This is a genomic window from Massilia sp. YIM B02443 (assembly GCF_030411955.1).
In the GTDB taxonomy this organism is placed as follows: Bacteria; Pseudomonadota; Gammaproteobacteria; order Burkholderiales; family Burkholderiaceae_D; genus Telluria.
This window is the reverse complement of record NZ_JASNRA010000022.1, coordinates 77,899-93,085: the sequence shown is the minus strand read 5'-3', so window position 1 is coordinate 93,085 and position 15,187 is coordinate 77,899. Positions and strand designations below refer to the sequence as shown.

The window sequence follows — 15,187 nt, the reverse complement described above, 5'->3', positions numbered from 1 at the left end:
CTACGACATCGCAGAACAGATAATTCTGCCCGATTCCCATGCGGTGTTTCCGTACATAGGCTGCCGCAGATTCCCGATCGGAAAATAGGAAAAAGCAGGTAGAGCGCGCGGGAGCGTTTGGGCGTTCTTTACTTCTCAGCCGTTCGAAAAACACTCCCAGAAGTAAAACCGTGCATAGCGTTTGCTGCCACGACCTTTCAGCGGTGGTCGACGGCTTTTGTACGTCAATTTTCGTAGCGCCCTCAGCGAATCAAGATCGAATACAGTTATACCTTTTAAACCCGACAGGTAGTCGGACAGATCGACTTGAGTAGAATCGTCCTTCTTAAGGAGTCGCTTGACCAATGCATCCTATTGGGGCCGCTCCTGCAGAGCAGCGACAAAGTTCCATAACGTTTCAAGTGCTGCACCTGTCGCTTCTGCGACATTCAGTATCCCGTCGAACAGCACACGTTCAGTCGGATCGTTTTTTGAAATGATATAGCCATAGTTGTAGACGTCCGTATCAATTTCAATTCCGCCGGCGTACCACTTTAAGAGGATTTTTTCACATATTTCTTTCTCATCTCATCCATTCCTTCTAAAATAAATTGGAGCGCTTCACCCCTTGAAGACGAATTGCTTGTACGGCCAATTCCATAGAGGCATTAGCTTTGGCATCTGTGCGCTCTCAGCCCACGCTATCTAAAACGTAATACCAAAGCGCCATCTGCCGTGGTAGTCGGCTCAATAGCTTGCTGTAGCTTCTTCCCGAATCGCCAACAGTAACGAACGCTCAGCACCCGATCAAGCTCCTGGACGATCAGTTTCAGTGGTCGCTCTTGGCCGAAGGCAACCGTTCAGAATGGCTCAGTGTACGGTGGTGCCGCTAGGACAAGCAAGGGTTTTTGCTAGGCGCTCTTAATGAAGAGCCACGAGGAATAGGTAGAAGACAAGCGAACGTCCTTTTTAGAAAAATATCATAGAAGCACTCGGCGTTGTCGATGCCGGTTCCTAGCGTTATTGCTATTCGTTGCCGCAGCGTCTGCTCTATACAATTCTGAAGTTGCATTTGTGTTTTTAAGGTCAGCTAGACCGCTTTAATCTCGTTCATGCGGTGGCTTCCACGCTAGAAAATCATCAAGCTTTGGGCGCGCACCTTCGATATACATTGCTGCATCGATAAGCATTTCTAGTCGGGCTTTGCTTGCCTCACTTGCGTTAACAGCTTGCTTCATAAATGTCGCCAGAAAGCGGTCGAGACGATCGCACTTCTCAGACCTGACCAAAAGGGACTCAAGCTCTTCTCTGCTCTCTTTAATGGCTTTCGCGCGCTTCCGCTCAAGCTCCTCGGTTTGCCATTTCTCTTGCATCTCATTCCATCGGGCTTTTTCTGCATCAGCATGCTGTTTGCCTTTGTTGATCGCATCAGCAACCTCGGCTTCACAAGCCAATACCTCATTAACGAGAGTATTGATTTTTTTTAGTAGCTCTTGAGGACGAGGCTCCTTCCACTGACGGGACCATTTCACATCGTAATTCGAAGTGTAAATTTGAACGCAAAGTCGGCCAGACGGCATATCCTGGATTGACTTCCAGTGCAGGTGATCCATATGGACTCCCTTTCGCGCAACAAAGTCTGTCTCTTTGATGTACTTACCATTGCCGTTGTAGCGCATCGCTGTTGCATCGGTAATTTCGAAGAGCGTGATACCAACTGGATTTCCATTTAAATATAAAACCGTTTTCCTGCCTGGCGACCAGAGATTATTGAAGAGTGTCTGCTTGGTAGGGATGTCGCGAGTGTCTACGTCGGGCCTAGAAATGGATTCGTTTTGGTGTGCAAGGACGACTCGGTGTCCTTTACGCTCAAAAGCTAGAAAGAGAGCATTCGCTAACTCCAGAGCGTAACTTAGGGTCGCTGACGTGACCACAAGGTCGAGCAAGTTGCGTTTGGAAGGCTTGAGGTAGCTTCCATCTCTAGAGAGGTTGCCCGCTAGGAAAATCGGCTTCATGTCCACAATGAGCTCATGTTGCTCATCTAGATTACGCTTCCGGGCTCGCTTGGTAACGTTGGGGGTTTCGACCGTCTTTTGCGCCCACTTTTGAATTTCGCATCGACCGTCGCTGGGGTTCCAAGAGATTTCGTCCCCAGGTCGCGCCTCGGGCAGCGGCCTCTTTACCATGTGTTGGCCGGCGCTGACTTGTGCCCAATAACCCCGTGCGGGGCGTGGTACATTGAGACGAGAACATATTCTTGCTAAGTAACTTGAGGACACCCCAAATTCTTTAGCGATATTCACCATTGGCTCACGCCAGACGCGTTGATAAAGTTCTAGACGTGTAATCATGATGTCGATAAGTGAGAACATTTAGCTTCGAGCCGCGCATTTTTTCCATCGAAGCTTCTAAGGATCAGGTATAAATCTTACTATTGTGAATTTAGAAGCTTTCTGCTGGGAGTTTTGCAGCAATGGTAGGGCTGTAACGCTAGATCATGCTTCAGTATGGTTAACGAAAGATGGACCTAGATATAGCATTTCTTGAGCATTCACTGCTCCGGCATTGACAAAGCTCATTTCGGCCAGTCATTTATCGTTCTCCTGGAAGCGTTTAACTGCGTAACGCTGCAAACTGATTGCTGGGCCCTTCGGCTCTCAATTCGATGGTGTCGCTTTTAGACAGCACGTAGGGAAGTGACTGGTCGATCTGGAAGGGGTAGATCACAGCCATGGTTGGCAAGCTAGTAACAGGCATGGCTTTGCCGGTGAAGCGCAGCGCTGCCTCGACAAGCCATCTAATCACTTTCTCGTCTGAGACTTTCCTTTGGGGAAGTCGATTCAGGCGCTTGCCATTTTCAACCCGTTCGATGGCGCCCCAATTGGCTTGTGTTTGGATGACAGCCTGGGTTGCTCGCTTGGTAACCTCCCGGTCGCCATACACTTCGCTCATGCGACGGTGAATTTCCGACACAGAGCAGTCACCTTGAATTGCTGTAAGCCTGCCAGAGAATTCGGCTACCTTGCCGAAATACGGGTAAGAAGCGATAGCTGATCCCCACGCAAAAACGGCAGTCATTGCGCAATCATCTTGGCGGCTGAAGATCTCCACGCCTCGATCAATAAAGGCGGCAAGTTCGTTACGAGGTTCAATAGCCAAAGCATTCAGTTTTGTCCTGGTTTTTGATTTGGCTTCCTTTCCCAAGCCGGCGCTGTCCAACAGTGCCTCGAGGTCGTCCAGGGTTGCCAACCCGGCGCGGACTTTGATTGCCATGGCCATCCAGTCCAGGTGGATATAGCGATCAAACCCGATTTGTGGGGCTGATTGAATCATTCGTTTTCACTCACTCTCATTACTTTGACAAAAGGCACAATCAACTCTTCAACTGAGATGCCGCCATGTACCACGGCTTGGACTCCGAGTTGTGTGAAAGCAGTGCGCCCACCTGCGTAGAGAGTTATGAAATCAGCAGGTAGTCCGGCAATGTCGAAACGATATGTATTGGGGTTAAATGCACTTACCTGTTCTAGCGTCTCCTTCACCCGGTAGGTCCGTACTCGCTCGCTACGCATCTCAGCCGCGATCCCTTGATCAGGTTTGCCCTGGCCCGTAGCTTCGACGTTGCCATGGTCGGACGTCAGATAAATGCTGAAGCCTTTGTCGATCAGTAGCTGAAACAGCTTTTCAACAAAGCCTGTGTCACACCAGTCCTCGATGAGTTTGGACGCGCTTCGCTTCCCGAGGAAGGCGCTATGAACAATTCCGTCGACAGTGTCCACGACGATGCCGGCCACTTTAAGCTGTGGCACAGACAATGCCGTATCAAGGTTCTGCAGGTCTGCATTGCTCTGGATGCTCTTCCGGTACAGAACTTCGTTGGCTTTAAGGCCTTCGTTTTGCCAGAAGCGCGACCATTGGGTGGGTTCCGAGGAGGTAGTCTCGATCGAGGAGGCAAATTCGCGTGGGCGCAGTCCAGAGAAAATCGCTTGTCGTGATACCGACGTGATGGTTGGCAGCCAGGCAAAGCATGTGTTTTCCTCAAATCCCAGATATGGAGCGCGTTTGGCCAGGGACTCGCGGATCTGGACCCATTGGTCTACGGCAAGACCATCGAACACAAGAAGAGCGACCTTGCTTTCACCTGCATTCCTACGCATCGACAAGAAGTGGGGAATCCGATGAACCATCACCGGCGCTTTAGCGGCAGGTAGTGATGGCAAGTCTCCGTAGTGCTTTTTGACCCACGCCAGCAATCGATCATCCACTGTGTTCTGCAGCGTGGCGATCGAGCTTTTCAACCCTTCGGCACGAGTAGAGTCCAAAGCGTGAAACCGCGCGATCAATTCTCCTAGTCGTCGCGACAGGTTGGACCAGTCTCGATGGGTCTCCACCGACTCAAGGGACTGGTGGATACCTCTAATCCCTTCCTCAACCAAGTTGCGTAGCCACAACGGGTCTTGAACAACCCCCGTTTTCGCCCAGTCAGGAATATGCGCCGGGATCCCTTGTAGAGCCAGTGGGTGCAGCAGACCATCCAGGAACATTGAATCAACTATGACTCTCACGTCAGGGTGCTCAAACGGGATCTCAACTTTTGCAACGAGCCCTCGGGCCTCAGATTCGCCAATCCGCGTACCGCATAAACCACGCTTCTTGAGGTAGCGAAACCAGGCAACCTGTACGGTCCTGAGTAGCGTACTCTTGGAGGAGAAAAGCTCACTGATTGGCAGTCTAGAGAATTCCGGGTTGTCATCCAGAACTTGTGCGACATGGTCTGCGAGTACCGTGGGCAAACTTGCATCACGGTAGTGCAGCTTTAACAGCACGTTCCACAATTCTTCAGAGCGCGAGATGAGGTACGGACTGATCTTGAAAATGTGGGTCAGTACAAATTCTTTAGTCGCGTCGCCACCCAGCATTTGAGACGCATGCTTGATCTGGGCAGCAAACAGAGCCTCGTGGTATTCGGCACCAAGCGCGCGCACCACAGGGTAATTCAGCTTTGGAAATAGGTTGGCAAGACTAAGGCTGACCTGTCTAGCCTGTTTCAAATAATCCCAGGGCAGATCGCTAGTGTTGTTGCTGCGCAAGTGCAAGACCAGCGATTTCGCCGGCCCGTCCTGTCCTTGGTCCCACGCGTGGCGGTAGCGTTGCTCGTACTCGGCACGGAACACGACCGCGTCAAGGAAAGGCAGAACCTCAAATCCGCGATCCCGTAGACCTGCCAGCACTCGCTCATCCAGTAAAACATCATCAGGATCAGCAGTGATCCATAAACGCGACAGTTCGGCCGGAAACTCTTTCAGGATGCGTTCAATCCACAAACTCATGCAGTCCTCCTTGAGCTTATCGTCGGTCCCACACGGACCATCAGGACGGCATTGAGATCGGGTACGCTGGCGTCTGCCTCATCCAAGGCCGCCAATCGAACCTGATACTCTTCTTTTAGGCGTTTCCGACGATGCTCTCTGACCGCCGGCAGACCGATGCGGCCGATTGCTTGGTATCGAGACTCATATGCGTACTCAGCCCGTTCCCGTTCGTCTTTCAATTTGCTGCGGTGCTCATCAAGGAGAGCGTTAAATAGCCGTTCTCCGTGAGTCTTGGCCGCTGCCATGGACGTCTCAAACCACATCAGCGCATCCTCGGTACAGGGCGAACCGGTAATCTCGACGTTTTCTGTGAGCAGCAAGTCCCAAATGCGCTTCGCAGTCGGCAGAAATGTCCGACCGTCATCTGTGACGAACACCGGCAAAAAGCGCTTTCTGTTGAAGCCCTCGGCCGACAGACTGATTTCCCAAAGTGACCAAACGCCGGTAATGCTGGCTGGAAGCCCGGTGATCGTCGCAATTGGTAGGGGCTGGCCAGCCACACAACGAGGGAGCTCACTGATGACCGCACGGGCGCGTCGATCTTCCAAAGTCACCCATTCCAGCTCGGGGTTGTTTTCTGCCGTTCGTACGTCGAAGCAAATCTGTGCAGACTCACTTCCATCTACCCACTTCACGCGCCATGCATCACCCTCCTTGATGGCACTGCCACCGCGAGACGGCAAGCCCATGGTGATAGCTCGTTCGAGCCAGAACTGCGCCGGGTGATCCCGCCATTTACGGGCATCTTCGGCATCCAAGGCGTGAGCGCCAGAGAGCAGGTCGCTGTTCTTCCTAGAGTCGGCCACCTTGTCTCGGACTTGGCTGATCACGGCATCGCATTCCTGCTCGATCGAGTCAGGGTTTCGCAGACTATGCACGAACAACTCGTCAAAGAGGGGTTCACACTCGACCGAATCCATCACGTCTGAAGCCTTGTCGACGCCAAATTCCTGGGCAATGACCTCAAGCTTTTCCTCAAGTACCTGACGGACGCGATGCTCGACAGTGTCCTCGAGCACGAAGTTGATGGCGCGCACCACATGCTTCTGGCCGATACGGTCGACACGGCCGATGCGCTGCTCCAGGCGCATCGGGTTCCAAGGCATGTCGAAGTTGACGATGACGTGGCAGAACTGAAGGTTCAAACCTTCACCGCCAGCATCCGTCGAAATCAACACACGCACATCGCGTGAGAAGGTCTGCTGCGCCTTGGCCCGAGTGTCGAGATCCATGCTTCCATTCAGCAGTGCGACCGAAAATCCCCGACTTTCTAGGAGGTTGGCCAGCATTGCCTGGGTTGGCACGAACTCAGTGAAGATCAACACCTTGAGCTCGGGATTGCTTTCTTCCTGCTGCAGCTTGTAAATTAACTCCAGCAAGGCTTCCGCCTTCGCGTCAGTTGCCTGGCTCTCGGTGGCCCTAGCCAACTCCAGTAGCATGTCGACTTCTGCTTTTTCCTGCGCCCAACCAGAGGAATGCACGGCGATGTCGACCTGAGTTTGGCCGTCGAGGTCAGCCCATTCATCCATGTCACTTGCGTCGAATAGCGAAACTTGTGGTTGCGGGGCATCCAGCAGAGCTTGGCGCTTTTCCAACGTGGTTCGAATGGCAGCAGTGCTTGATGTCACTAGCCGCTGCATCAGGATCATCAGGAAGCCGATGTGCCTTTGCTTGGCAGCCAGCGCTTGGTTGTAGCCGTGGCGAACATAATCGGTGACCGCATCATAGAGCCGCTGTTGCGCATCGTGGCGAGCTTGCCAAGCAACGGTATGCAAGCGTGTAAGGCGGGGCTTGAACAACGGTTGCCCCTCAGCATCGATGGAGACGCGCTTTTCTGTGCGGATGACGAAGGGTTGGACGCGATCGCGGCTGACGCTACTTTCATCCGGGAATGACTCGCGGTCAATTAACTGCATCAGTCGCAGAAACTGATCCGTTTTGCCTTGGTGGGGCGTGGCCGACAAGAGCAGTAGGTAAGGTGCAGCTTCTGCCAACGCAGCACCTAGCTTGTACCGGGCCACCTGGTCAGTGCTGCCCCCCATGCGATGGGATTCGTCGATGATGACAAGATCCCAGGAGGCAGAGATCAAATCCTCAAAGCGCTCCCGGTTGTAGTTATTGAGTTGCTCAAGACTCCAGCCCCGCCGGCCTTCAATCGGCTTCACCGAGTCGAGGGAACAGATCACTTGGTCGTGCATGCGCCAGAGGTTTTCCTCGTCGTTGCGCCACTGTCGGAAGGCTGCCAATTCAGCCGGGTCGATGTACTGCAACTTTTCCCCAAAGTGCAGCCGCATTTCAGCCTGCCACTGGCGCACTAAGCCTTTCGGGGCGACAACCAGGATGCGGCGAGCCATGCCGCGCAATTTCAACTCGCGCAGAATCAAGCCGGCTTCAATGGTCTTGCCCAGCCCCACTTCATCTGCCAGCAAGTAACGGATGCGATCGCGGCTCATTGCCCGATTCAGGGCGTAGAGCTGGTGAGGCAAGGGAACCACACTGGACTGGATGGGGGCGAGCAGCAGGTTATCTTCCAAGGCATCCTGCAGTTTGGCCGTAGCAGCCGTGTGGAGGATCTCCTCAACAGAGGTCTGCAGACCTTCAAAGTGGGTTAGGTCCTGAGCCCGAGCACGCACAACTGCGTCTTTGGCAGGCAGCCAGACGCGGTAAGTGGTTTTTCCCCACATCTCCTGCCGGTCTACAACGCGGCAAGGGGTGGCGTGGCGGGTGTGCCAGCACCATGCCCCTAGCTCATGCATATCCTGGCGTTCACCTGCTTGGCTCATTAAGAAGCCGCCTCCGTGCGTGTCAGAGCCTGGTCATACCAGAGCAAGAGCTTCTCATCTTCCTGAAGCGCTTCTTCCGGGATCTTGTGAGCGATTTCGATAATCGCCTTGTAGTTCTTTGCTGCCCACGCAGCCTTGAACCCCGTTCGCAGAACCTCCAGGCGAAATTCCTTCAGCTTACGACTTGTGGAGACTTGGTACGCTTCAAATTCCTTCAACAATGCCTTGTCGCGTTTCTTCTCCAGGTCTTGGCCCTTGTTGGGATCAGGTACGTACCAGCGGTCTTTCGCCTTAGCGATCAGCTTTGGATCACTCTTATCCAGACCGCGAAGGTCGTGGAAGTTTTTCGACAGGTAGTTGCTGATTTGGCTAGGTACATCCTCATTGCCGTCGTAACGTAGGAAATTGTCATCTAGCAATTGATCAAGTTCCGGAATGATTTCGCCCTTTTTCTTGGCCGCCCCAATCTGGGGCATGTATTCAGGATGAATCTCGGCCCGGATTGATGGACGCTTCAACAAAAAATTTGAAAGCCAATCAATTGCACTTCGTTCGTCAGAAATGAAGAGCTCGGCCTGCTTGACCTGAGGTATTCGTGCGCGAGCCTTTTCATACTCTACAAGTTGTTCCGGCAGGAATACCATGCCATCGGCTTCTCGGAAAAGTATGGGAAGTTCTGCAAGGAACTCTGGGGTAGAAATGGGAACCATCACTCCATGACGGATGAACCAGGACGCCATGCGGTCATAGATTCGGCGAGGGTCACGTTCAACAATGTTTAGTAATTCCTGCGGAAAGCTGTTGGTAATCTTTACTGCAGGCAACTGCTTTAAGTGGGTCTGCACAAAGTCCCAAGCCGAGTCTACTGTCGGACCATCACGATTAAACCTATCTTCAAGGCCACCATTGGGTTTGTAGGCCGAGATCACCAAGTCTTGCTTCACCGCAGTTGTTGACGTGACTTGACGATAGCTGCCTTGCACCTTATCCAGTGCAGTGACCTCGGCCACCACAAAGCCTGCCTGCTGCAATGCGACCTGGATCGCATTCCATACCGCTGCCTTGCTGTTAGAAAAGACTACTGTCATCCAACGACCTGGCTTGAGAACCCGGTAGTATTCTGCGAAACAGCTTTGCATCAGGTGCTGATACTCTGGAAGTGCTTTTTCCTTAAATTTATCGATGATAGCTTCAGGCTCCGCGTCTGTAGTGACACGATGCCAAGACTCAACGAGAAAGTTCAGGTCAGCGTAAAAAATATTCTCACCGAACGGCGGATCAGTGAATACGTAGTCAATCGAGCTTGATGGCAATGGTATGCCGGCAGCAGTGCCGGTATTGATCACTGCATTACCGCTGGTTGTTTTGTAATCACGAAATGCTTTTATAAGTCGATCTAGTTTTAGACCTAGGTTGTATTGAGGGCTGCACTCTGCGTGTTGAGACCCGACATAGTAAACGCCAGTTAATTGGCGATTAACTTGCGATCCGCCTGGTCTACCTTGTTGGATTGGCTGGTAGCGGTTCAGAACTGACAAACCCCATATCGCCTGCTCGACAAAAAACAGGAGCATTTCTCGAATACGAAAATCAGGATGGGCCTTTGCTTTTCGCCATAACAACGCCATTGCCTGAGCGGCTCTGGGGAGAAAGAAGTGATGGATATTCGAAAAGCCTTTCGGGGCGATTCGAGATCCGTGATACATTTGTTCGATTGGGAATCGATTTGTTGGCAGATCTGCAGGTAGCGGAAGTGTCTCTATCCTGGCCAAAACAGCTAAGTCGTTTTGATCGGGTTGCTTCTCTCGCCGAGTGCTCCCGGCGATGTAAGAGATTAGAGCAGGACGGAATTTGACGCGCTTCCACATTTCCCCTGAAGCAGGATCAACGAGTGACTCTAGAACTCGATCAAGCTTGTCCTTATTCAAGTCTGCGCCACAATATGGACAAGGGAAATTATCTTTCACTCGCTTACTGGTGTCGTCGAGTGCTTCTTCTAGAAAATTCACCTCGCCAGCGCAATGGGGGCACGTGAATACCTCGCTCCAAACGGTGTATTCGATCCGCCCCTTGGTCTTGCCGTCCGTATGTGTTGTCTCATACATCCAGCCAAGCTCCTGTTCGACTTCCTTTAGCAGTTGCTTGCCCGCTTTGGCGAAGGCCGCCACGTCGAAGGGCAAGTTGTAATTTGCTGCGATGAAGGTAGCAGCAGGCGACAGATCGTTGAGGATGACGCGTCGAGCACCCCATTTCGGCGCCGCCTTATTTTGCTTCCTCCATTCAGTTTCCAGTTCATGCCGGTAGACCGAAGGTGCTGTTCCGCACCACTGAGCTGCAACACCCGTCATACCCGAGCCACCAAATCCATCTAGAACTATGTCACCTGGCTCGGTGTAGTGCAGGATCGATGGAACGATCGCAAGGTGTGGGACCTTGGTGTGATACGAGTGTGCCTTGTAGAGCGGGTCGGTTTTGCCGACTGAAACGTCGATGGTCTGCGGCTCACGGCTGTACTTTACGCTCGGGTCGTAAGCCTTGCCGTAGTGGCGCACGAAGTCCTCAAGGAAGGGGTTCGGACAAGCTGTATAGTAAGGGGGGTCCGAAATCGCAAGGATGGCCTCGTCCGTCCCCTGCGGAAATCCTTCGATCTTGCGGAACGCGGGGTCTTTCAGCTTCGCCATCAACAACTTCAGGAAGTGTTCGCGCCTCGCCTGGTCGGATGGAAATTTCAAGCCGAGGCATTCCACTGGCTGTGAGCCCGTGCCAGTCTGGCTGTGCAGCAAATCATTCATTCTTTGATGTCCTTAGTATTGCTCTTGTTGTTGGCGTGCGTTGTTTGAGCTCGTCTTCACTCCACAACAAAGCGCAGCTTGCTTGCTTCCTTGCCCTTGCACCGATCGTTGAGTAAAGCCTCGAAGCGTTTGCGCAGATCCTCTGGCGTAGCGGGTGACCCGCCATGTAACAAAGCCTTCCGGATGTCATCGGTGCTGACGTTGATTTTCTCCAGCCCCGAGAGAGCTTCTGAAATCGCAGCGACAAAGTCGGGCGGAACCGAGTCTGGCAGCTTTTTCGAGTCAATGAATTGCTGGATCAGTTCACGAGCGGAGGGCTTCAACAATTCAAAATTGACCTGGATGATCGGGTCATCCAGGTTGTCGAGCAGCGTCTGCTCCCAGCTGGTCAGCAGACGGTCCAACTCCTCATCCATGTGTTTCAGGACGTTAGCGGCCGGCAGGAAGTCACCCTGTTCGTTGGCCGGGCGGAAGTTACAGTGCGGGCAGACCGGGCTGGCGTTGAGATCTGACTCTACCAGTGATGCGCAGCTCTTGAGCTTGTCCAACTTGTCGTCAAAAGCAGTCAGTTGACTGGTAGGCATCAAGGAAATGCCGGCCAACGCCCGCAGGGATACGAGCCGAGGATCACGGCGCAGAGAGGTTTTGGACGATTCTTCCGCCACCCCCAGCCGCGCCTTGCTGTGCTGAGCAATATAGGCGTTGATGTAATCTTTTTTGAGTTGGCTCAGCGGCAGCTTGTATTCGGGGGCGTGTGCAGCATGCAGGTTAGCAGACAGCTTATCGAGAATCGTTTTGCGCGCATCTTGGGCTTGTTTCACCCAAGCGTGGTTGCTGGTGAGCACCAGTTCGGCTTGCGACAAGTAGTTGGCTGTACTGCCAAGCTCAGCGATCAGCTCGTCTAACTTTTCAACGGATGCCAGAATTTCAAGGTTCTTCTTCTGTGCTTCGATGTCATCCGACCCAATGCGCAGATTTTTGAGTTTGCCGACCGTGTTGTAGGGCGTCAGACCTTCAGTGAATGTCTTGAGCGCTTCAAGTCGACCGCGCCAGTCAGCCAGTTCCGTTTCGGTCAGCAGGGGTTTACCCCAGAACGCTAGTTTGTTCTGCAAGTCGGTATTGGTAGTCAGGACACGTGCGACCAGTTTGGAGACGGCATCCAGGAGTTGCTTGACCGGTTCCTCGGAACCTTGCGTTGCCAGTTGAGCCAGTCCAGGCGTTAGGCCCAGCAGCTCAAACAGCGACTTGAGGACAGTGACGTTGATCTCTTTGGGTGCCTCGATGTGCTTGAACTGCTTGAGTTCGTCGAGAGTGCGTTCACCCAACAAGCCAATCTTGCCAGAGTCGACCTTGTCGCCGGTAATGGCCAGGACGATGTCGCCAGAGTAGATCAGGCCGCCCAACACAGCGACAAACAGATCGGGCTCCAGACGGAATTTTAGGGGGTGGAAGTATTCGACGTCTGTCTGCCCATTTAGCAGTTCGCTGCGGTTGAGCACTTGGCCATGGCCTTTGGCTTTGAGGCGGGTGAGGACTTCCTGCGTGTAGCGTGACCGACCAGGCTCGACCTTGTCGCCGTCCATCATTTCCAGTGCGTCGAGAATTGCTGTGGCATCCTTGGTGCGTGCGCCCCCCGCAAAGGCCTTCAGTACGCTCAACACTAGATTCTTGCGGTTGCCTTCGGTGACGAGGGTGGAGAACTTGGGGTATTCCGACGCCGCTTCGCCAAAGTGTGCGTTCAGCGCGACCCCCGAGATAACGTTTACGATGTCTCGGAAGTTGGCCTTATCGGTTGCGCCGAGACGCAGCTTGTCGCGCATGGAGACGCCCTTTGACCAGTCTAGCAGTGTCTTTGTCTTGCCTTGGTAGGTGAGCTCATACGCCGACATCTGATTCTCTTGCAGCCACTTGCTCATGTCCTTCAGCGCGGTCTTAGCCTTGTCAAGGTAGATGTTCTTCGCGCCACCGCTGGCGGTGGATTCAAGATCCATGGCCGCAGCGTAAATAGCTAGGTGACGGCGGATGGTTTCATCCAGCCCCTTAAAGCGCAAAAACACTTCGTCGGATTTGCTCTCGTCACGGAACCGAGGCGGCTCGAACGGCTGGATGAAGTAAATGTAGAAGTCACGCTCGGGTTGAGCAGTCGGGCGGTCGTTTGGCGCTCCGAAGAACAGGTAGCCGTTGCGTTCCACCTGCTTGTCCTGCCATTCGATCTGGTACTGCCATATCTGGTGGCCGGTGACATAGGTGCTCTCGTCAGTGCGCTCCATCAACTGCTTAATGGCGCTGTAGTAGGCGCGGTCTAGCGCATCGTCAGACAGAGCATCTGCTCGCTTTTCGATCTGGGCGTCGTAGTCGACGTCCTTTTTTAAGTCGAGGTAATACTGCTCGGTGTCAGCTGCTTTGGAGATAAACTGGCCATTCACCGTTTTGACGATTTCCCGCATAGTAGTGTGAACGGCCGTGAGCAGATCCTCTGCTGGGTCGCCACCCATCTCTTCGATACCTGGTTGATATAGGCATAGGGAGTCACGCAGCTCAGTGGCGGTCGGGCCAATCGGAACGTAAATGTCGCCGCCCGTGATCAAACGATGCACCGACAAACCGCTGATGACCCGCAAAGCCATGGCCTTGTAGCCAGGGCGGATAAAGGCTTTCTGAACACGTTCGGTCAGAACTTCAGAGACCTTCCAGACGGGGCCAATGTTCGGATCAGCCTTGAGGACGCCGTTGGAGGTAACGGTCTCCCAAAACTTGTCGTAACCGATCATGCCGGGCCGGTCTTCGGGGACATCGGTGCTGAGAATGGCTTGGATTTGGTCGCGCAGAGTGACCAAGGCGCCACGCTTTTCTGTGAAAACCAGACGTTCAAAGGTGCCGATGTACTCCGGATGGACCGGGAACAGACGGACGAATTCGTCCATCCGTTCGTTCATGGAACTGTAGAACTTGGCAAACTTTGTGAGGTAGTTGCGAATCTTGTCCTGTTGGTCCGCACTCTTTTTGAGCAGGCGTTCGGCTACCACAAAACTCACGTCTTGGCGAGCCAACAGGATCTGGGTGAAGCGGTCTTTCACCCGACGCAGGCTGTCGGCCACATGCTGGAATCGTGAGCTATCGAAGATCGCTTCCTGGACGCCGGCCACGAAACGGAACCGCAAGTGCTTTGTGACTTCGCCAACCTCGCGCAGGAAGGACAGATCCAGCACCAAATCGTGGTCTTTGCGGGAGCGCAGGTATTCCAAGAACTCATCTACCACCAGCAGCACACCGTGGTTGGGGTGCACCTCGGCAAAGGCGGCCATCATTTCTTCAAACGAGCCTTTGTTGTTCACGACCTTGTCAGCGGATGGGAACGCGAAGCTGACGCCGTTTTGGTCGAGGAACATCTCAAGCTGTTGGGTCACGATGTCCCGTAAGGACATCTGGCTGGAGATCTCAATCCGGTGCACCTTAAATTTGCCAGCGATTGATTGCGCAGCTTCGGCTACTTTGGGGTGGCGAACCAAAGGGAGATAGGTGGCATCCTCGGCGATCAAAGACAGCACAGACATCAAGTGCGACTTACCAGTACCGTAGTTGCCAACGACCAGAACGCCCTTGTGGTCGACCGAGTCATCGAACGAGAGCTGCGGGATCATCTGAGTGGCAATCCGCTCAGCCATGTCGTCAGAAATGACGTAGGTGCCGACCAGTTTTTTGCCTTCGTCGGGGCGGTTGGCGTCTAGCAGTTGAATGACCGATTCGATCGGCTCGAATTGAATGAGATCTCCGTAGCGCATGCGTTTCTCTCTAACCTTTTTTGCTAAATTTCGAAGGGGACCACGCCATCAAGGCTGTAGTTCTGGTGTTCTGGGTGCCCCATATTGGCGTACATCAGGCGACCGTTGTTCAGTTCACCAGGCCAAATTGCGATGACACGACGTGAATGTGCATGCCGTTTGAGCAAGTCTAGCGGGTCAAGCTGCAGGGTTTTGTCAAACAACACTTCAAGATTGTCCAGGAGCAGCAAATCCCCTTTGGCGTGCTGGCCTGCCAGTTCCCGCAGAATGTTGACTGCTTGAAGATGCCGCTGTTTCGGGGGAAGTGCTGCTAATCGGGCAGCCATTTCTGCGCTGACGTTGACCGGTGTAATTGAACGCTTTGTGGCCAGCGCCCGTATAAGCGCAGTTTTGCCGCCATGGTTCGTCCCGACAATCAAGAGGAGCTTGCTGTAAAGCGCGCCGATTTCATCGACCAGTTGGTCTAGTTTTTCAACCAC

At 53.3% G+C, this 15,187-nt stretch carries 7 protein-coding genes; all 7 read right to left on the bottom strand.

The features are described 5' to 3' along the window. Positions 1-1,079 precede the first annotated feature (1,079 nt). The 7 genes from QPK27_RS19955 to brxF all read right to left on the bottom strand — a co-directional run bounded on the left by QPK27_RS19955 (position 1,080) and on the right by brxF (position 15,187). A complete protein-coding gene (locus QPK27_RS19955; protein ID WP_290419920.1) occupies positions 1,080-2,351 on the bottom strand; it encodes a hypothetical protein in 1,272 nt (423 codons plus the stop codon). Positions 2,352-2,592: 241 nt separating this feature from the next. Beyond that, on the bottom strand, positions 2,593-3,252 hold the full coding sequence (locus QPK27_RS19950) for a hypothetical protein (RefSeq protein WP_290419919.1): 660 nt from the start codon (positions 3,250-3,252) through the stop codon (positions 2,593-2,595). 56 nt (positions 3,253-3,308) lie between these two features. Continuing rightward, complete coding sequence (gene pglZ / locus QPK27_RS19945; RefSeq protein WP_290419918.1) at positions 3,309-5,309, bottom strand: BREX-3 system phosphatase PglZ; 2,001 nt, start codon at positions 5,307-5,309, stop codon at positions 3,309-3,311. After that, positions 5,306-8,134, bottom strand: a complete 2,829-nt coding sequence (locus tag QPK27_RS19940; protein WP_290419917.1) for a DEAD/DEAH box helicase — start codon at positions 8,132-8,134, stop codon at positions 5,306-5,308. The genes pglZ and QPK27_RS19940 overlap by 4 nt, the downstream gene beginning before the upstream one ends. Continuing rightward, on the bottom strand, positions 8,134-10,926 hold the full coding sequence (locus QPK27_RS19935; protein WP_290419916.1) for a DNA methyltransferase: 2,793 nt from the start codon (positions 10,924-10,926) through the stop codon (positions 8,134-8,136). The genes QPK27_RS19940 and QPK27_RS19935 overlap by 1 nt, the downstream gene beginning before the upstream one ends. Positions 10,927-10,982: 56 nt before the next feature. After that, complete coding sequence (locus QPK27_RS19930) at positions 10,983-14,708, bottom strand: DUF6079 family protein (protein WP_290419915.1); 3,726 nt, start codon at positions 14,706-14,708, stop codon at positions 10,983-10,985. Between the two features lie 23 nt (positions 14,709-14,731). Next, positions 14,732-15,187, bottom strand: a complete 456-nt coding sequence (gene brxF / locus QPK27_RS19925; protein WP_290419914.1) for a BREX-3 system P-loop-containing protein BrxF — start codon at positions 15,185-15,187, stop codon at positions 14,732-14,734.